Genomic DNA, 17,474 nt, shown 5'->3' with positions numbered 1-17,474 from the left:
ACCAGCAGATTCCGCAGGAGCGGAAGAAATTGAACACTACTCGCGACGTCAAAGCTGATTTTCGTGGCCGACGAGTGCCCACACCGTCTTGCCCGACGACGTCGGGGTGGCGCCCCACGCCCGGCACAGCGCGGCGACGATGGCCAACCCGGAGACGACTTCGGCGCCGCGCTCGGCGTCCTCGTGCCGGCCGGGCAGCCGTTCGCTGCAATCCTCGACCGCAACCGTGACGGTGTCGCGATAGTTCTCGACGATCAGGACCGGCGCGCTCTGCGTATGGTCGAGGACGTTTTCGACGAACACGGTCGCGACCGTGGCCGCGACCGGAATCAGCTCGCACTGGTCCCACTGGGTGAGCCAATCGGTGACCATGGCGCGGGCCAGGCCGACGCCGGCCGCGGCGACGGGCAGCTCGATGCGCGCCCGCCGCCGCAGGGGGGCCGGCTGGCCGGCCACGGCGTCCAGCGCCAACAGCCGGGTGGGATGCACCGGCACATAGCGGGTCACGCCGCCGGCGGTGATCGCCCTGCGCGCCGCGGGTTCCCCGCAGACCAGCAGGATCGGCACGTCCGGCCAGACACTGACGTGCCAGCGGGCGCTGGTGAACACCGTCCACGCCGACGCCGACGGCACGGACAGCCGATTGACGTCGACGACGACCGCGCGCGGCTCGTCGAGTGCGGCCTTGATCACGGTGTCGCGGACGGTCCGATACGTGGATCCGTCCAGCACCCCGTCCATGACCAGGATCGGCACACCACGTTGCGGCGCCGAGTCGATCTGCAGGACCGAACGCCGTTCAGCCACCGGCATCACCGCTTTGCGGGGTGGTGGCGGCGAGCCGGTCGCTGAGCACGGCCAGCGCGCGTTCGCTTTCCTCGGCCAGCGCGTTGTAGCGGTTCGAGACGGGGCCGGGGCCGGCCTTGTCGGCCATCCGGCGGGCCAGTCGGGCCTTTTCCTGCAGGCTGCGCAGCGCGACCCAGAGCGCGCCCTCGACCTCCTCGTCCCGCGCGGCGAGCAGGGCATCGGCCGTCCAGGCGTGGCCGACGTGGCAGCGAAACTGGCCGTCGCTGACCGAGACCAGCGAGCCGTTGCAGTCGGGGCAGGTGTACCCGGACTGCTCGCCCAGTTCTGCGGTGTTGAAGTCGGTCGAGAACCGGGACGTCATGGCAATGCGGTTTTCCAGTTCCAGCGCGGCGTCGGGCTCCATGTCCGGCTCCTCGATCTCCCGGTAGGACAGTTCTTTGAGGACCGCGCCGACGTCGGCCGCCGCCGCCAGCCGGTCCAGCACGCCCGCGTTGAGCGCGTTGACGGGCATCGCCGGGAACAACGCGTCCTCCGGTGACTGCCCGATGGTGGCGCCGCCGCGCGAGCGGATCGCGGCCAGGCCCAGGACGCCGTCGTCGAGCACCCCCGAGAGCAGGACACCGATCGCGCGCGGCCCGGATGCCACGGCCACCGAGCGGAACAACGCGTTGATGGCGGGCCGGTGCCCGTTCTCCGTCGGCCCCTGCGAGAGCACCACCCGGTGATCGGCGACCAGCAGGTGACGGTCCGGGCTGCTGACGTAGATGTGGCCCGGCAGCAGCGGCGCGCCGTGCTCACCCGCCATCGCCGGCAGCGGGCCGCTGCGGTCGACGATGCGGGCCAGGACGCTCGGCATCCCGGCGGGGACATGCAGCACGATCAGATAGGCGTACGGCAGATCCGCCGAAAGACCGGCGGCCAATCGTGAGAGCGCGTCCACGCCCCCCGCAGAGGCGCCGATCGCGACCACTCCCCGCAGGCCGTCGTCTATATCGTCCCGTTCACTGGGCGCGTCACTCACCACTCTCGACTACCCCGACCCCGCCCGATCAAGCCTACGCATCCCCGCGGCCGGTGGATAGACGCACGTGGTACCGGTTTTGTGTGCGGCGGACGGTGGTAACCGGAGCCAATGGGCAAAGACAACGCACCCGATCCCAAGCAAAACGACCTCGAGCCGGCGCGATTCCGCCGCGACACCGGGTATCTGACGACCCAGCAGGGCGTCCGGGTCGACCACACCGACGACGCGCTGAGCGTCGGCGAGCGGGGTCCGACGCTGCTGGAGGACTTCCACGCCCGCGAAAAGATCACCCACTTCGACCACGAGCGCATCCCCGAACGGGTGGTGCACGCGCGCGGGGCCGGCGCGTACGGCTTCTTCGAACCGTATGACGACTGGCTGGGCGAGTACACCGCGGCCAAATTCCTGACCACACCGGGCGTCCGGACGCCGGTGTTCGTGCGGTTCTCCACGGTGGCCGGGTCGCGCGGCTCGGCCGACACCGTGCGCGACGTGCGCGGGTTCGCCACCAAGTTCTACACCGAACAGGGCAACTACGACCTGGTGGGCAACAACTTCCCGGTCTTCTTCATCCAGGACGGCATCAAGTTTCCCGACTTCGTCCACGCGGTAAAACCCGAGCCGCACAACGAGATTCCGCAGGCGCAGTCGGCCCACGACACGCTGTGGGACTTCGTCTCGCTGCAGCCCGAGACGCTGCACACCATCATGTGGCTGATGTCCGACCGCGCGTTGCCGCGCAGCTACCGCATGATGCAGGGCTTCGGCGTGCACACGTTCCGTCTGGTCAACGACCGCGGCGAGGGCACTTTCGTGAAGTTCCACTGGAAGCCGAGCCTCGGCGTGCACTCGCTGATCTGGGACGAATGCCAGAAGATCGCCGGCAAGGACCCGGATTACAACCGCCGCGACCTGTGGGAGGCCATCGAGTCCGGCCACTTCCCCGAGTGGGAGCTCGGGGTGCAACTGGTCGCCGAGGCCGACGAGTTCAAGTTCGACTTCGACCTGCTGGACGCCACGAAACTGATTCCCGAGGAACAGGTTCCGGTCCGCCCGGTCGGCAAGATGGTGCTCAACCGCAACCCCGACAACTTCTTCGCCGAGACCGAGCAGGTGGCCTTTCACACCGCGAACGTGGTGCCCGGGATCGACTTCACCAACGACCCGCTGCTGCAGTTCCGCAACTTCTCCTACCTCGACACCCAATTGATCCGCCTGGGCGGCCCCAACTTTGCGCAGTTGCCGGTTAACCGGCCGGTGGCCGACGTCCGCACCAACCAGCACGACGGCTATGGGCAGCACCGGATCCCGCAGGGCCGGTCCAGCTACTACAAGAACAGCGTTGGCGGCGGCTGCCCCGCGCTGGCCGACGAGGACGTCTTCCGCCACTACACACAGCGGGTCGACGGCGTCGCGATGCGCAAGCGCGCGAAGTCCTTCGAGAACCACTACAGCCAGGCGCGCATGTTCTGGAAGAGCATGACGCCGGTCGAGGCCGAGCACATCGTCGCCGGGTTCGCCTTCGAACTCGGCAAGGTGGAAGTGCCCGACATCCGTTCGGCGGTGGTCGCCCAGCTCGCCCGCATCGACCACAACCTGGCCACCCGGGTGGCGGCGAAGCTGGGGCTGCCCGCGCCGCCCGACGAAGCGGTCGACGGCGAGGTGACCGCGTCGCCCGCGCTGTCGCAGATCGCCGTCAGCGACACCATCGCCTCGCGCAAGATCGCGGTGCTGGCCGCCGACGGGGTGGATGTCGTTGGCACGCAACGCCTCAAGGAGCTGATGGAGGCCTACGGCGCGGTGGTCGAGGTGTTGGCCCCCGTCGCGGGTGGCACGCTGCGCGGCGGGTCCGGCGGCGAGCTGCCCGTCGACCGGGCGTTCACGACGATGGCGTCGGTCCTCTACGACGCGGTGGTGGTGGCATGCGGGCCGGATTCGGTGTCCACGCTGTCCGGCGACGGTTACGCCGTGCACTTTTTGGTCGAGGCCTACAAGCACCTCAAGCCGATCGGCGCGTACGGCGCCGGGATCAAGCTGCTGCGCGCCGCGAACATCGACGCCCGCCTGGCCGCCGAAAGCGACGCGGCCACCGACGTGGTCAGCGACCGGGCCGTCGTGACGACGCGGGCGGCCGCCGACGAGTTGCCCGACCAGTTCGCCGAGGAACTCGCCGCCGCCCTGGCGCGCCACCGCTGCTGGGAGCGCCAAACCGACCCCGTGCCGGCCTGACCGTCACCAGGGTTTCCACACCGCAAAAGGAGGATGAAGAATGCCACGTTCGTCGATCAAGAACGAAAAGATGTATCAGGATCTGCGCAAGAAGGGCGATTCCAAGGAGAAGGCCGCGCGGATCTCCAACGCGGCCGCCAGCCGGGGCAAGTCGTCGGTCGGCCGCAAGGGCGGCAAGTCCGGCTCGTATCAGGACTGGACGGTTCCGGAGCTGAAGAAGAGGGCCAAAGAGCTTGGCATGTCCGGGTATTCGAGCCTGACCAAGGACAAGCTGGTCGCCAAACTGCGCAATCACTGACCGGCGCGGGTGTTGAGTGTGAACACAGGGATTCGGGTGTGAACAGGGGGCGGGTTCGAGCGCCGGTTTCCGCCCGGGCTTCACAATCGATGCCCACGCTTCACACTGAACGCCGAGTATTCAGGCGGTGAGGCCGAGCCGGTCGGCCAGCACCAAAAACGCGACCGCGTAATCGTTGGCGGCGGTGCGGGTTCGGATGTCCTGCCAATCCAGGCGTTCGCGCACCGCGCGCACCACCGGCAGCAGTCTCGCGAAGTCGCAGTGGTGTTCGTTGAGGGCGCGCAGCTTCTGGATGACCACCATGGTGGGCGGCAGCACCGGCATCGTGATCGCCAGCACGTCGCGCGGCTCGGCGCGGTCGAGCATCGCCGCCTCGACGCGCTCGCCGTTGATGCGGTGCAGGATGTCGACGACGGTATCGCCGGTGCGCGCCTTGAACAGCCAGTCCTCCGGCGGATGTTCGACGGCGAAGCCGGCGTCGGCGAGGGTCTTCTCGGCCCCGGCCACGTCGGACTCGGCCACCACCAGGTCCACGTCGTGGCTGGGTTCGGGCGCCCCGAAGGCCCACAGCGCATAGGTGCCGGCCAGCGCGAAGCGCGGCCCGTTTTCCTTGAGCGCGGAGGCGGCCTTGCGCAACGCTTCTCGCAGCTGCGAGCAGGAGGCCGGCGCCGCCGCGGCCGCGGGCGTCTCGATGGGTGCCATGGTGCATAGGTCATACCCGGCGCGGGCCGTAGGCAACCCGATCGGTGCCTGGCCTGCGAGTCGTTCGTTTAAGTGCCAGTGAGATTGGGCAGTTCTCCAGTTATGTCAGCCGCCGCCTGCCGCGCCCGCCATGCCTACGGCCGGGCCGTCGCGGTGCCCGCGCGCGGAGCGGTGGGTGACGGCGCGTGACGGCGGGGTTGGTGCAGCACTGGCTCGATTCGGGACGACTCGAGCTGCCGCTGCCCGCCTCGGGACGCACCGCCGAACGCTGGCAACGCCTGGCGCTGCTGGCCGACGAGGACGTCGTCGCCGCCCGCATCGCCGAGGCCCACGTCGACGCCGTCGCGATCCTGCACGAGCTGGGCGGCAAGCCCCCCGATTCCGGGCAGCTGTGGGGCGTGTGGGCGGCGGAGTCGTGCGACGCGAGGGTGATCGCCACCGAGATCAGCGGCGGCGCGATCATTCTCAACGGCACCAAGGTGTGGTGCTCGGGCGCCGGATTCTGCAGCCACGCGCTGGTTACCGCCCGCCTCGATGACGGCAGGTGCGGCCTGTTCGCGGTGACGGTCAGCGAACCGGCCGTCAAGGCGCTGCCGACCACCTGGTGGAACGTCGGGATGGCCGGCAGCGACACCAGGGCGGTGCAGTTCACCAACGCCCACGCCGTGGCCGTCGGTGACCCCGACGAGTACTTCACCAGGCCCGGCTTCTGGCACGGCGCCATCGGCGTGGCCGCGTGCTGGCTCGGTGGCGCGCGCCGGGTCGCCGAGCCGCTGTACCGCTGCGCCACAAGCGAATCGGCCGACGCGTACTCGCTGGCGCACCTGGGCGCCGTGGACGCCGCCCTGGCCGCGGGCGACGCGATCCTGGCCGCCGCGGCCGCGCAGATCGACGCCGATCCCTTCGACCGCTCCGACACGGCGCAGCTGCTGGCCCATCGCGCGCGCACGGTCGTCGAGCACGCGGCCGACGAGGCCATCACCCGGACCGGCCGCGCCCTCGGGCCCGGCCCCCTGTGCCAGGACGGCCGGCACGCCCAGCGCGTCGCCGACCTGACCATCTACATCCGCCAGAGCCACGCCGAGCGGGACCTGGCCGAGCTGGGCCGGCTCGCCGGGCGGCAGCGATGACCACGCTCGAGCACCCGGTGGGCGCCGCGGAACTGGTGGAAACCCTCCCGGCCAGCAACTGCGCGAAGTTTGCGGCGAAGCCGCTGACCCGCGGCGGCACCCCGGTGCCGGTCTGGCTGGCCGCCCTCGACGCCCACCCGCTGCCACCCCTGGACCTCGGCGCATGCCCGGGCCTGGTCGTCGTCGCGCCCCACCCCGACGACGAAACGCTCGGGCTCGGCGCGACGACCGCGCAGCTGGTCGCCGCGGGCGTCGACGTCCGGGTGGTCTCGGTCAGCGACGGCGGCGCGGCCCGGCCCGCGGCGCGGCCGTCGGAGCGGACCCGCCTGGAAATCACCCGACGACACGAACTGCGCAGGGCGACAAGCGTTTTAGGGGCACCCCCGCCGGTGTCGCTGGGCCTGCCCGACGGGCAGCTGGCCGACCACGAGGACGGCATCGCCGAGTTGCTCACCGGGATCCTCGCGGACGCCGCGCCGGGGACCTGGTGCGCCGCCACCTGGCGCGGCGACGGGCATCCCGACCACGAAGCCGTCGGGCGGGCGGCCGCGCGGGCGTGCGAGCGCACCGGCGCCCCGTTGCTGGAATATCCGGTGTGGATGTGGCACTGGGCCGGCCCGGCCGACCCGGCGGTGCCGTGGCAGCGGGCCAACGTCGTGCGCGTGCCGCCCGGCGCGCTTGCCCGCAAACGCCTTGCGGCCCGGTGCTTTCGGAGCCAGCTCGAGCCGGGAGCGGCCGGGATACCGCCGGTGTTGCCGGGGTTCGTCCTGCAGCGGTTGCTTGCGGTGGGAGAGGTGGTCTTCCGGTAGGCGCATGCGCGTGGCGACGTTCAACATCCTGCACGGCCGCTCCGTCGGCGACGGCGTGCACCCGCGGCGGCTAGCGGACTGCGTGCGCCGTCTGGATCCCGACATCCTCGGGTTGCAGGAGGTCGACCTCGACCAGCCGCGCTCGGATCGCGCGGACTTCACCGCCGTCGCGGCCGAAGCCATGGGGGCGGTCGAGCACCGGTTCGTGGCGGCGATCTCGGGTACGCCCGGCGCGACCTGGATGGCCGCCACCGGCCATGAGCAACCCGGCACCGCGGCTTACGGGATCGCGCTGTTGTCCCGGTTCCCGGTGGCCAGTTGGCAGGTGGTGCGATTGCCGCGCATCCCGATGCGGTTCCCCATGTATCTGCGCGAGCCCAACCGGGTGACGGTCGTCGACGAGGAACCCCGCGCGGCCGTCATCGCGCAGCTGCACACCCCCCGCGGCGGCCTCACGGTGGCCAACACCCACCTGTCGTTCGTGCCCGGCTGGAATCGGCGCCAGCTGCGCCGGCTCGTCCGCGACCTGTGCGGCTTCCCGGGCCCGCGGCTGCTGATGGGCGACCTGAACATGACGCCCCGGGCCGCGCACCGCTGGTCGGGGATGCGGCCGCTGGCGGCGGCGACGACGTTTCCCGCCGACAAGCCGCACCGCCAGCTCGACCACATCCTGACCGACGACGAGACCCTGCGCGGCGGCGCGGTGCGCGCCGACGCGATGCCGATCTCGGATCACCGGCCGCTGGTGGTCGAGCTGCGACGGGCATGAGCAAGGGCCCGGTCCGGCTAGCCGGACCGGGCCCCGCGGGATCGGCCTTACTGGTTGTCCTTCTGGCGCTCCTCGGCGGCCTTGGCGCCGGCGCGCGCCGACTCCGCCTCGGCTTCCTTCTTGCCCGCGTCGCGCTGGGCGTCGGCCTTGTCCTGCTGGGCCTGGCCCTCCTCGACCATGTCGTCGCGGCCGAGGACGGTTCCGCCGACCTCTTTCGCCTTGCCCTTCACGCCTTCCACCGCGCCCTTGACGGCCTCTTGCGGTCCGCTCTTGTCATCTCCCATGGGGTCGACCTCCCTGTGTTGGTTGCGTCTTGGTCGTTCGCCTTACCGGCTTCCCGCGCGCCGCCGCGCCAAACACCCTGGGGCCGATTGCCCGCGATCGGCCCTGGCCACGGCGGGGCTGTGCGCTTGATCACGGGGGCGATCCACGTTGCGAACAAGCGTGTTTGAAGGACGGTTTGCGGGGTAGGCCCACCGGGCGACCGCATAAGGGGGGTGAGGCAACTGAGCACCGTCGCCGTCATCGGGGCGACCGGCACGGCCGGGTCGCGCGTCGTCCCCAGGCTGAAGGCCCGCGACGTCGCGGTCGTCGAGATGTCCCGCGCCCAGGGCGTCGACGTGGTCTCCGGCCGGGGGCTGTACGAAGCGCTGGCGGGCGTCGACGTCGTCATCGACGTCTCCAATCCGCTGCCCGCCGATGGGCGGACGGGCATCACCCAGACCGTGGCCACCGCGACCCACCACATCGTGGGGGCGTGCGCGGCGCGGGACATTCGACGGCTGGTGGTGCTGACGATCGCCGGCATAGAGGACCCCGTGTTCGACGGCTTTGCGTACTACGAAGCCAAGCGGGCGGCGAAGGAGATCGTGCTCGACGGCCCGGTGCCGGCGACGATCGTGAAGTCCACCCAGTGGTACGAGTTCGCCACCAACCCCGCGGCGGTCCGCGCGCAGGACGGCGAGGTGGTCGTCGAGGACTGGCTCATCCAGCCCGTCGCCGCCGACACCGTGGCCGACGTGCTGGTCGAGGCGGCGCTGGCCCAGACGCACCCGCCGCGCACCGTCACCGGCCCCGAGGCCGTCCGGCTGCCCGACCTCACGTCGAAGGTGCTCGCCCTCCAGGGCGATGACCGTCGCGTCCGCACCGTCGCGCCCGCGCTGAGCGCACTGGGCACCGGGGCGCTGCTGGCCGCCGACGGAGCGATCGTCGTCGGCCCCGACGTCGACACGTGGCTGCACACCCTGGCGCCGGACGGCACAAACGGCAGCTCGGACGGCAGCGCGGACGGCGACGGCGCCACCGCGCCGACGCGGCTGCGCAGGCGGGACCTCTCCAACACGAGCCGCTGAGCCCGGTTCACAGCAGCAGCGCGCAGGCGGCCGCGACCATCCCAGCGGCGGCGAAGGCGGCATAGTCGTTGACGCTGCCGGTGTGGGGGCGCCGCAACCACCGCAGCAGCCTCGACACCCGGTCCGTGCGCAGGGCCACCGCCAACAGGATCAGGCCGAGCAGCAGTTCAACGGCCAAGAGCCCCAGCGTTTTCGGCTCCAGATAGCGGAAGGCCACGTCGGCGGGCGGCAACGTGACCGCGGCACCCAGCGCGCCCGACGCGTAGGCGCCGGGATCCAGCAGGCCCGCGCTCACCGGGCCGGCGACGCGGGCCACGAACGGGCCGGCCAGCGCCCCGAAGGCGAGGCAGCCCGTGCTCAACAGCGCCAGGCTGACCTTCATGCCTGCCCTGATGGGTTCGAGATGCTCATACCCTTCGTCGCGGCGCCGGTAGAAACCCAGGTAGGCGGCGCGGCCCAACGCCGCGACGGTGAGGATCTGCGCGGCCAGCGCGCAGCCCAGCACGAGTGGCCGATCCGACAGGCCCTTGTGGATCAGGCCCAGGGAGGCGTACCCGTTCAGCGGCGGCACCCCGGCGATCGACAGCGCGCCCACCGTGAACGCGGCGGTCAGCAGCGGGCGCCTGCGCGCCAGCCCGCCCATGTCGGCGAGGCCGGTGACCCCGGTGGAGTGCACCACCGCGCCGGCGGACAGGAACAGCAGCGCCTTGAACAGCCCGTGGTTGACCAGATGGTAGGTCGCGCCCGCGACACCGTCGGCGGTTCGGCTGGCGAATCCGGTGACCAGCACGCCGGTTTGGGCCACGGTGTCCCAGGCCAGCAGGCGCTTGAGGTCGTCCTGCACGAGCGCCATCGCCGAGCCCAGCAGCGCCGAGGCCAGACCGATGCCGGTCAGCAGGGTCGGCAGCGACCGCAGCTGCGGGAGGACCTGCAGCCCGATGCGTGCCAGCGCGATCACCCCGAGGTCGACCATGAGCGCCGAAAACAGCGCCGACACCGCGCCCGGCACCGGGGTGTGGGCATCGGGTAGCCAGCCGTGAAACGGCACCAGGCCGGCCTTGGTGGCGAACCCCGCCACCAACAGGGCGACCGCCAGCAGCGCGGCCCGGGAGCCGCCGCCGGCCATCGCGCGGTGCAGCTGCCCGAGGTTCAGCGCCCCCGTCGCCGCGTAAAGCATTGCGCTGCCGGCGAATACGGAGAACGCGGCGATGCTGGTGAGCACCAGGTTCTTGAACGCCGCCTCCAGCGCGATCGGGCGCTCCAGGAAGAATCCGGTCAGCCCGAAGCTGGCCAGTCCCGCCACCTCGAACCAGACGAACAGGTCCACCGTGTCCGCGGCGAGCGCGGCGGCGATCAACGCCGCCAGGAGCAGCTGCACCAGGCAGGCGAGCCCGCCCAGCTCCCGCGGTCCCAGGTGGCCCAGCTCGGACAGCACGCTGATCACGATCACGATCCCGATGGCGGCGGCCAGCACCGCGAACGTGACACCAAACGGGTCCGCCACCAACGCGATACCCAGCGCCGCCGACCCCACCGGGCGCTCGTTGGACAGGAAATGGGTCAGCAGATGGCCGCTGCCGGCGAACACCCGGGCGCCCGCGAACAGCAGCACCGCCAGCGACGCCGCCAGCGCGGCCACCGCGACGAACAGCGGCGCGCGCCCGTCGCGCCGGGCGACGAGCGGCGCCAGCACCGCCCCGACCAAGGGGAACACCACCGGCAGCGGCAGTAGCTGCGCGGCCGTCGTCACCGGTCCATGCCGTTCAGCCCCGCAGCTCGGTCAGGTCCGCGGCGTCGACGCTGCGGTAGTGCTGCGCCACCCGCACCACGACGGTCAAGAACACGGCCGTGACCGCCACCCCGATGACCACCGCGGTGATGCAAAAGTTCTGCAGCACAGGGTCGGCCACGTTCCCGGCGACCAGGTCGCCCTGGCTGCGCCCTTCGGGCAGGCCCGCCAACACCGGTGCCGTCGCCCCGTTGCGGTAGGCCAGGGACACCAGCAGCAGATAGGTGGACGACTCCATCAGCGACAGGCCGAGGACGATCTTGATCAGGTTGCGCTGCGACAGGACCGCGAACAGTCCCAGGCAGAACACGACGCCCGCGGCGACGTAGTTGGCGACGATCATTGCTCGTCCTCTCCCACGTCGGGTGTCCAGTCGTGGCCCATGCCCAGCAGCGCGAACACCGCGATGGTGATCCCGGTGGCCACCTCCACCAGCTCGGCGGCCGAGACCGCCTGCAGGGTGCCGCCGGAGCGAATCGTCTGCTGCGGCGCCAGCGGCAGCCAGTTGTCCAGGAACGAACCGGCCAGCCACAGGCCCACCAGCCCGACCACGACAATGGCTGCGGCACCGAGCATTTCGGCGATTTCCAGCACCGACGGGCGGACCACCGCCCGCATCGCGCGGTGGCCGAGGGCGGTGTAGAGCAGCACGACCACCCCGGCCAGCACCACCCCGGCGGGAAAGCCGCCGCCGGGCGTATAACCCCAGGCGGCGAGGTAGACCCCGGCGACCGACAGGACCACCGCCGCGACGCGCGCCCCGATGCGCACCACCACCGTCATCGCGACCGCCCGTTCGGGCGCGGGCGCACCGAGCGGATCGTCGTCGGCGTTGTCGGGCGCCGGGTCGTCCTCGCGCTCGCGTTCTTCGGCCGCGCGCGCCTGCGACTCCTCTTCGTCGGCGCCCTCGGGCGGGTCGGCCCGCCGCTGTTCGGCGCGTCCGGCGCTGGCCTCGCCGACATACTCCGCGCGCGGTTCGCGGCCCCGCGACAACACCAGCACCGCCACGACGGCGGCCAACAACAGGAACGTCTCGCCGAAGGTGTCGAACGCGCGGCTGCCGTAGACCACCTCGTTGACCGCCTCGGTGGTCCCCCACCGCGGCAGGGCGATGGCGACGGCGTGTCTTGCGATGTCCGGCAACGCATTTGCCCCGTCGGGCAGGCCGGTGAGGCCGGCCAGGACAAGCGCCGCGAACGCCCCCACCAGCGCCGCGGCCAGCCATGGGCGGTGCCAGCGGGCGTCGCGCGACAGCCGCGGGTCAGCCACCGCCCCCACCCCCGCCGTTCGGGCTCTCGCCGAGCTCGCCGCGGTCGACCACGTCGGTGCGGATTTTGCCGATCGCGATCAGGTAAAGCACCGGCTGCGCGATCGCGCCGACCACCACCGTGGCCAGCGCGACGTCGGGGGCGGCCAGCACGACGAACAGCGCGGCCAGCACGGTGCCCACCGCCGACAGCGCCATCACCGACGCGGTGAGGCTGCGCAGGAACACGACCAGCAGCGCGCTGGCCGTCACCAGCGCCAGGCACAGGTAGTCGACGATCCAGAACGCCGTCACCCGCGGTCTCCGCGCGCGGACCGGCGCGGCTGCCGGGGTTCGTCTGAGACCGCGCCGTGCCACATCGGAACCTTCGTCTTGTAGGCCGCGCGCACCAGGGCGTGCGAGGCGATCGGGTTCACCAGCAGCAGCAGCGCGGCGACGAAAAGCGCCCGGGAGCCGTAGGCGGTGCAGGGGCCCTTGGCCAGCGCCAGCCCGGCCAGCAGCGGCAGCGCGCCGGCGGTGATCGTCTTCGAGGAGCACTGGATGCGGGTGTAGACGTCGGGCATGCGCAGGATGCCGATCGCCCCGCTCAGCGAAAAGAACATCCCGATGCCGCACAACACCGCGACGACGGCGCCCGTCACAGCAGGCCCCGTTCCAGGTAGCGCGCCCACACCAGCGCGCCGAGGTAGCTGAACGACGCCAGCCACAGGGCCGGGTCCAGGTAGATGGTCCGGTCGGCGAGGGCCGAGTAGAACAGCACCACCAGCGCGCACTGCGTGGAGACGGTATTGAGCGCGACCACCCGATCCGACACCGACGGCCCGCGCGCCAGCCGGATCAGCACGAGGCCCGCCACCACCAGCTGCGCCACGCAGACCGCGGCCAGAACGCCGTTCATCCGGTGCTCCTCTCGAGTTTCGGGGGCCGGGTCACGGCGAGAACCCGCCGCTCCAGCGGCGCGTTGACCGACTCGCCCGCCGGCCCGTCGGGCACGGCCATCGCGTGATACTGCAACCGGTGCAGGCCTCGGTCCAGGTCGACGAACTGGTTGTCCACGACCAGCGAGGTCAGCACGCCCGTCGCGGCGAGTTCGCCGTCGGTGCGCGCTTGAGTGGGCACCACGACCATGCCGGACCGCAGCGGTCGCGACGGCGACAGGATGCGCCGGGTCAGCGAGAGGTTGGCGGCGACGATCCGGGCCGCGCACCCCGCGGCGAGCAGGACCAGCGCGGCGAGGCGGCGCGGCCGCAGCGCCGACCACGGTCCCGGCACGGGGCCCAGCGGTGCGAAGGCGATCCCGCAGCCGACGGCGATCACCAGCCCGACCAGCAGGTCCTCGACGGTGGCGGTCCACGTCAGCAAGATCCACACGCCATAGGCCCACGCGGTCAGCGCGACCACCCGCTGCAAACGCCCGCCCCGACCACCTAGGCCCACTGCGCACCCGCTCCCACGACTCGGCACACCCGCGACTGAGCGCATACCCGCCCTATCCGGCCGTCATTCACGTCACGGTTTTGTCACGATCTGCCTCGCGATTGCTTAAGAACCGGTCCCGTTCTCTAAGAATTCTCAGCGTTGGCGGCCCGATTTGGTTGCTGTCTTAGCCAAATCGGCGCCGATCGGCCGCGCTTGGCGGTGTGCGATGCCGGTGGTCGTTTGCGAGTAAAGGCCGCCACAGCGGGCTTCCGCTACTTTGGTTTTCGAGGGGCTCGGGACCCTCGATTCGACGAGTCCGATCAATTTCGAAGGACAACACTCATCATGAAAATCAGCAGTATCGTCGCGCGCCGGCGAGTCGCCGGCATCAGCGCGGGCTGTCTGCTCGGGGGGTTGACCATGGGCGTCATCGGTGCCCCGTCGGCGGCCGCCGCGCCCGACTGCAGCCCGGGCGGCGTAAACGCCACGGTGTCCTCGGTGCAGGGCGCGGCAGAGCAATACCTGGCCGCACACCCGGACGCCAACCAGGTGGTCACGGCCGCCTACGGTCAGCCGCGGCCGGAGGCCGCGTCCAACCTGCGGGCGTACTTCACCGCGCACCCGCAGCAGTACTCCGACCTGCGCGGCATCCTGGCGCCGATCGGCGACACCGAGCGGCAGTGCAACGTCAAGGCCCTGCCGCCGACGCTCGAGTCGGCCTACCAGGAATTCATGGCCGGCTAGCCACCGGTGAGACGACCCGCCACAGCGTCGTGGCGGGTCGTTTCGCGTGTTCGGCGCGCGGGTAATTGTCCAGTCACCCAGACGGACCGGAGGCACACCATGCGGCTGCGTCGCAGCGATCTCGGCAAGCCGGGGATCACCCGCAAGCGCCGGGGCAAGGGCTTCGCCTACCACGACCCCGACGGCCAACGGCTGACCGATCCCGACACGCTGGCGCGCATCAAGGATCTCGTCATCCCGCCGGCGTGGAAGAAGGTCTGGATCTGCCCGTACGCAGGCGGCCACATCCAGGCCGTCGGCACCGACGCGGCCGGACGCCGCCAGTACCTCTACCACACGGCGTGGCAGCAGGAGCGCGCCGAGGAGAAGTTCGACCGCGTCCTGGAGCTCTCCGCGCAGCTGCCGCTGTGGCGGGCGCGGGTCGGTAAAGACCTGGCGCGCCGCGGTTTAACGCGCGAGCGGGTCCTGGCCGTCGCGCTGCGCCTGCTCGACCGCGGCTACTTCCGCGCCGGCGGCGAGCAGTACGCCGAGGAACACGAGTCCTACGGCATGGCCACGCTGCAGTGCAGTCATGTCAAGGTGCGCCGCCGTTCGGTCGAATTCGACTTCCCTGCCAAGAGCGGGGTGCGGCGCACCGTGGAGATCGAGGACGCCGAAATCGTCCGCGCGGTGCGGGCGTTGATGCGGCGCCCGGACCGCACGGAACGATTGCTGGTGTGCCGCACCGGATCCGGGTGGGTCGACATCCGCTCCGACGACCTCAACGCCCGATTCAAGGAGATGGTCGGCGACGAGTACACCGTCAAGGACCTGCGTACCTGGCACGGGACGGTGCTGGCCGCCGCGGCGTTCGCCGACGCCGACCCGCCCGTCTCGCAGCGGGTGGTCAAGCGCGTCCAGTCCGCGGTGATGAAGGAGGTCTCCGAGGAGCTCGGCAACACCCCGGCAGTGGCCCGCGGCTCCTATGTGGACCCGCGCGTCGTCGCCGGCTACGAGCAGGGCATGACGATCGGCGCGGCGACACGTCGCGCCGCACGCGCCCGGCGACCGGAGGCGGCGCAGGAGATTTTGGAGAAGGCCACCCGCATGCTGATCCGGCGAGTGGCCAAGGGCCGCAGCGAACCCGGAGCGCTGCCCAAGAGCGCGTGAACGTGGCGCCGCCGTGATGGACGAATAACCGGCCTCATTTCCGGGTATGCCGGGTTTTGTGTGGCGCGCCGCCCGTCGGTTACGGCTGCCGCCCGCACCACCGCCATCCGGCCCGTCGAACCCACGGCGATCCGGGATCCGTCTTTCGCGTCACGCCGCCGTCCCGTCACCGTCCGTCGAGGAGGACACCAATGTCGAAACAAGAGGTCTCGGACTACCTGCTGGAACGACTGCGGGCATGGGGCGTCGAGCACGTGTTCGCCTACCCCGGTGACGGCATCAACGGGCTGCTGGCCGCCTGGGCCCGCGCCGACAACAAGCCGATGTTCATCCAATCGCGCCACGAGGAGATGAGCGCGTTCGAAGCGGTGGGCTACGCGAAATTCAGCGGCCGGGTCGGGATCTGCGCGGCGACGTCGGGACCCGGCGCCATCCATCTGCTCAACGGCCTCTACGACGCCAAGCTCGACCACGTGCCGGTGGTCGCGATCGTCGGCCAGACCAACCGCAGCGCCATGGGCGGCTCCTACCAACAGGAAGTCGACCTGATGAGCCTGTTCAAGGACGTCGCCAGCGACTACATCCAAATGGTCACCGTCCCCGAGCAATTGCCCAACGTCTTGGACCGCGCCATCCGGGTGGCGATGACTCAGCGCGCCCCGACGGCGCTGATCATCCCGTCGGACGTGCAGGAGCTGCCGTACTCGCCGCCGACCCACGCCTTCAAGATGGTGCCGTCGAGCCTGGGCATCGAAGAGCCGGCCATCGCGGCCGACGACGCGGCCATCACCCGCGCCGCCGAGGTGCTCAACGCGGGCAAGAAGGTCGCGATGCTGGTGGGGACCGGCGCCCGCGGCGCGCACCGCGAGCTGGCCGAGGTTGCCGACCTGCTCGGCGCCGGCGCGGCCAAGGCGCTGCTGGGCAAGGACGTGTTGAGCGACGAATTGCCTTGGGTCACCGGATCTATCGGGCTGCTGGGCACCCGGCCCAGCTACGAGCTGATGCGCGACTGCGACACGCTGCTCACCGTCGGGTCCAGCTTCCCCTACACCCAGTTCCTGCCGGAGTTCGACCAGTGCCGCGCCGTGCAGATCGACGTCGACGGCCGGTTCATCGGCATGCGCTACCCGTACGAGGTCAACGTCGTCGCCGACGCGAAGGCCGCACTGCAGGCGCTGATCCCGCACCTGCGCCGCAAGGAGGACCGCGGCTGGCGCGAGACCATCGAGGCCAACGTAGCGCGCTGGTGGGAGACCATGGACATGGAAGCCAATGTCAGCGCCGACCCGATCAACCCGATGCGCATGTTCTCCGAGCTGTCGCCGCAGCTGCCCGACAACGCCATTGTCACCGCCGACTCGGGGTCGGCGGCCAACTGGTACGCGCGAATCCTGCGGTTCCACGGCGACATTCGCGGATCCCTGTCGGGCACCCTGGCCACGATGGGCCCCGGCGTTCCCTACGCGATCGGCGCCAAGTTCGCCAACCCGGATCGGCCGGTTATCGCGTTCGTCGGTGACGGCGCCATGCAGATGAACGGCATGGCCGAGCTCATCACGATCAAGCGATACTGGCAGGAGTGGGGCGATCCCCGTCTGATCGTCGCGATCCTGCACAACAACGACCTCAACCAGGTCACGTGGGAGATGCGGGCGATGGCCGGCTCGCCCAAATTCGCGGAGTCGCAAAACCTTCCGGACATCGACTTCGCCGGGTTCGCCGCCAGCCTCGGCCTCAACGCGCGGGCCATCAAGGACCCCGACGAGCTCGGGGACGCCTGGCGCAACGCGCTGGCGTCCGATCGCCCCACGGTGCTGGACGTCCACGTCGACCCCGACATGCCGCCCATCCCCCCGCACGCCACCTGGGACCAGTTCAAGGCGGCGACGGCCGCGGTGCTGTCCGGCGACGAGGACCGCGTCGGCTTCGTCAAGGTGGGCCTGAAGACCAAGGTGCAGGAGTTCTTGCCGCACAAGAAGAGTTGAT

At 70.8% G+C, this 17,474-nt stretch carries 20 protein-coding genes; 9 read left to right on the top strand and 11 right to left on the bottom strand.

Annotated features, from left to right (window positions below; translation table 11 throughout):
• Nucleotides 1-48: 48 nt before the first annotated feature.
• Nucleotides 49-807 (bottom strand): STAS domain-containing protein, encoded by a 759-nt coding sequence (locus AC5Y4Z_RS11085; protein WP_499963596.1) that lies wholly within the window; start codon nt 805-807, stop codon nt 49-51.
• Nucleotides 800-1,831 carry a chemotaxis protein CheB gene (locus tag AC5Y4Z_RS11080; RefSeq protein ID WP_499963594.1) on the bottom strand — a complete coding sequence of 344 codons (1,032 nt, stop codon included), beginning with the start codon at nt 1,829-1,831 and terminating at the stop codon, nt 800-802. The genes AC5Y4Z_RS11085 and AC5Y4Z_RS11080 overlap by 8 nt, the downstream gene beginning before the upstream one ends.
• 108 nt (nt 1,832-1,939) lie before the next feature.
• Here AC5Y4Z_RS11080 and AC5Y4Z_RS11075 point away from each other — a divergent pair, with 108 nt between their 5' ends.
• The gene (locus AC5Y4Z_RS11075) at nt 1,940-4,060 is read left to right on the top strand and encodes a catalase (RefSeq protein ID WP_499963592.1); all 2,121 of its coding nucleotides are present in this window, start codon (nt 1,940-1,942) and stop codon (nt 4,058-4,060) included.
• Nucleotides 4,061-4,100: 40 nt separating this feature from the next.
• The gene (locus AC5Y4Z_RS11070) at nt 4,101-4,358 is read left to right on the top strand and encodes a DUF7218 family protein (RefSeq protein WP_499963590.1); all 258 of its coding nucleotides are present in this window, start codon (nt 4,101-4,103) and stop codon (nt 4,356-4,358) included.
• Between the two features lie 120 nt (nt 4,359-4,478).
• Here the strand turns inward: AC5Y4Z_RS11070 and AC5Y4Z_RS11065 are convergent, their stop codons facing one another.
• Entirely contained in the window at nt 4,479-5,060 is a 582-nt protein-coding gene (locus AC5Y4Z_RS11065) for a nucleotidyltransferase (protein WP_499963588.1), read from the bottom strand.
• Nucleotides 5,061-5,245: 185 nt separating this feature from the next.
• Between AC5Y4Z_RS11065 and AC5Y4Z_RS11060 the strand changes: the two genes are divergently transcribed.
• The 3 genes from AC5Y4Z_RS11060 to AC5Y4Z_RS11050 are packed head-to-tail and all read left to right on the top strand — an operon-like array spanning nt 5,246 to nt 7,768.
• Nucleotides 5,246-6,190: an acyl-CoA dehydrogenase family protein gene (locus AC5Y4Z_RS11060; protein WP_499963586.1), complete on the top strand. Its 945-nt coding sequence runs from the start codon at nt 5,246-5,248 to the stop codon at nt 6,188-6,190.
• Nucleotides 6,191-6,225: 35 nt separating this feature from the next.
• A complete protein-coding gene (locus AC5Y4Z_RS11055; RefSeq protein WP_499964748.1) occupies nt 6,226-6,999 on the top strand; it encodes a PIG-L deacetylase family protein in 774 nt (257 codons plus the stop codon).
• Nucleotides 7,000-7,003: 4 nt separating this feature from the next.
• Nucleotides 7,004-7,768: an endonuclease/exonuclease/phosphatase family protein gene (locus tag AC5Y4Z_RS11050; protein ID WP_499963584.1), complete on the top strand. Its 765-nt coding sequence runs from the start codon at nt 7,004-7,006 to the stop codon at nt 7,766-7,768.
• Between the two features lie 47 nt (nt 7,769-7,815).
• Here AC5Y4Z_RS11050 and mbp1 read toward each other — a convergent pair whose 3' ends face one another.
• Nucleotides 7,816-8,052: a microaggregate-binding protein 1 gene (gene mbp1 / locus AC5Y4Z_RS11045; protein WP_499963582.1), complete on the bottom strand. Its 237-nt coding sequence runs from the start codon at nt 8,050-8,052 to the stop codon at nt 7,816-7,818.
• Between the two features lie 213 nt (nt 8,053-8,265).
• Here mbp1 and AC5Y4Z_RS11040 point away from each other — a divergent pair, with 213 nt between their 5' ends.
• Nucleotides 8,266-9,120, top strand: a complete 855-nt coding sequence (locus tag AC5Y4Z_RS11040) for an SDR family oxidoreductase (protein ID WP_499963580.1) — start codon at nt 8,266-8,268, stop codon at nt 9,118-9,120.
• Nucleotides 9,121-9,127: 7 nt separating this feature from the next.
• On the opposite strand, the gene AC5Y4Z_RS11035 is transcribed toward AC5Y4Z_RS11040, so the two are convergent.
• The 7 genes from AC5Y4Z_RS11035 to AC5Y4Z_RS11005 are packed head-to-tail and all read right to left on the bottom strand — an operon-like array spanning nt 9,128 to nt 13,613.
• Nucleotides 9,128-10,870 carry a complex I subunit 5 family protein gene (locus AC5Y4Z_RS11035; protein ID WP_499963578.1) on the bottom strand — a complete coding sequence of 581 codons (1,743 nt, stop codon included), beginning with the start codon at nt 10,868-10,870 and terminating at the stop codon, nt 9,128-9,130.
• Between the two features lie 13 nt (nt 10,871-10,883).
• Nucleotides 10,884-11,252 (bottom strand): sodium:proton antiporter, encoded by a 369-nt coding sequence (locus AC5Y4Z_RS11030; protein ID WP_499963576.1) that lies wholly within the window; start codon nt 11,250-11,252, stop codon nt 10,884-10,886.
• The gene (locus AC5Y4Z_RS11025; RefSeq protein ID WP_499963574.1) at nt 11,249-12,187 is read right to left on the bottom strand and encodes an MnhB domain-containing protein; all 939 of its coding nucleotides are present in this window, start codon (nt 12,185-12,187) and stop codon (nt 11,249-11,251) included. Before AC5Y4Z_RS11025 ends, AC5Y4Z_RS11030 begins: the two co-directional genes overlap by 4 nt.
• Entirely contained in the window at nt 12,171-12,470 is a 300-nt protein-coding gene (locus tag AC5Y4Z_RS11020; protein WP_499963572.1) for a Na(+)/H(+) antiporter subunit B, read from the bottom strand. Before AC5Y4Z_RS11020 ends, AC5Y4Z_RS11025 begins: the two co-directional genes overlap by 17 nt.
• Entirely contained in the window at nt 12,467-12,817 is a 351-nt protein-coding gene (gene mnhG, locus AC5Y4Z_RS11015) for a monovalent cation/H(+) antiporter subunit G (RefSeq protein WP_499963570.1), read from the bottom strand. The genes AC5Y4Z_RS11020 and mnhG overlap by 4 nt, the downstream gene beginning before the upstream one ends.
• On the bottom strand, nt 12,814-13,074 hold the full coding sequence (locus AC5Y4Z_RS11010) for an MrpF/PhaF family protein (RefSeq protein ID WP_499963568.1): 261 nt from the start codon (nt 13,072-13,074) through the stop codon (nt 12,814-12,816). Before AC5Y4Z_RS11010 ends, mnhG begins: the two co-directional genes overlap by 4 nt.
• A complete protein-coding gene (locus AC5Y4Z_RS11005; RefSeq protein ID WP_499963566.1) occupies nt 13,071-13,613 on the bottom strand; it encodes a Na+/H+ antiporter subunit E in 543 nt (180 codons plus the stop codon). The genes AC5Y4Z_RS11010 and AC5Y4Z_RS11005 overlap by 4 nt, the downstream gene beginning before the upstream one ends.
• 327 nt (nt 13,614-13,940) lie before the next feature.
• Between AC5Y4Z_RS11005 and AC5Y4Z_RS11000 the strand changes: the two genes are divergently transcribed.
• From AC5Y4Z_RS11000 to AC5Y4Z_RS10990, 3 genes are all read left to right on the top strand, one after another.
• Entirely contained in the window at nt 13,941-14,339 is a 399-nt protein-coding gene (locus AC5Y4Z_RS11000) for a heme-binding protein (protein ID WP_499963565.1), read from the top strand.
• A gap of 99 nt (nt 14,340-14,438) precedes the next feature.
• On the top strand, nt 14,439-15,488 hold the full coding sequence (locus tag AC5Y4Z_RS10995) for a DNA topoisomerase IB (protein WP_499963563.1): 1,050 nt from the start codon (nt 14,439-14,441) through the stop codon (nt 15,486-15,488).
• 191 nt (nt 15,489-15,679) lie between these two features.
• Nucleotides 15,680-17,473 (top strand): thiamine pyrophosphate-requiring protein, encoded by a 1,794-nt coding sequence (locus AC5Y4Z_RS10990; protein WP_499963561.1) that lies wholly within the window; start codon nt 15,680-15,682, stop codon nt 17,471-17,473.
• Nucleotide 17,474 lies beyond the last annotated feature (1 nt).

The sequence above is a fragment of the Mycobacterium sp. NGS63 genome (assembly GCF_059812295.1).
The sequence above is the reverse complement of the archived record's forward strand: the minus strand, read 5'-3'. Positions and strand labels throughout refer to the sequence as shown.

Bases quoted from the DNA above. Each gene is read 5' to 3' on its own strand.
- AC5Y4Z_RS10995 (WP_499963563.1), top strand. From the start codon at position 14,439: ATGCGGCTGCGTCGCAGCGATCTCGGCAAGCCGGGGATCACCCGCAAG.
- AC5Y4Z_RS11030 (WP_499963576.1), bottom strand. From the start codon at position 11,252: ATGATCGTCGCCAACTACGTCGCCGCGGGCGTCGTGTTCTGCCTGGGA.
- AC5Y4Z_RS10990 (WP_499963561.1), top strand. From the start codon at position 15,680: ATGTCGAAACAAGAGGTCTCGGACTACCTGCTGGAACGACTGCGGGCA.
- AC5Y4Z_RS11000 (WP_499963565.1), top strand. From the start codon at position 13,941: ATGAAAATCAGCAGTATCGTCGCGCGCCGGCGAGTCGCCGGCATCAGC.
- AC5Y4Z_RS11050 (WP_499963584.1), top strand. From the start codon at position 7,004: ATGCGCGTGGCGACGTTCAACATCCTGCACGGCCGCTCCGTCGGCGAC.
- mbp1 (WP_499963582.1), bottom strand. From the start codon at position 8,052: ATGGGAGATGACAAGAGCGGACCGCAAGAGGCCGTCAAGGGCGCGGTG.
- AC5Y4Z_RS11075 (WP_499963592.1), top strand. From the start codon at position 1,940: ATGGGCAAAGACAACGCACCCGATCCCAAGCAAAACGACCTCGAGCCG.
- AC5Y4Z_RS11065 (WP_499963588.1), bottom strand. From the start codon at position 5,060: ATGGCACCCATCGAGACGCCCGCGGCCGCGGCGGCGCCGGCCTCCTGC.
- AC5Y4Z_RS11010 (WP_499963568.1), bottom strand. From the start codon at position 13,074: ATGAACGGCGTTCTGGCCGCGGTCTGCGTGGCGCAGCTGGTGGTGGCG.
- AC5Y4Z_RS11070 (WP_499963590.1), top strand. From the start codon at position 4,101: ATGCCACGTTCGTCGATCAAGAACGAAAAGATGTATCAGGATCTGCGC.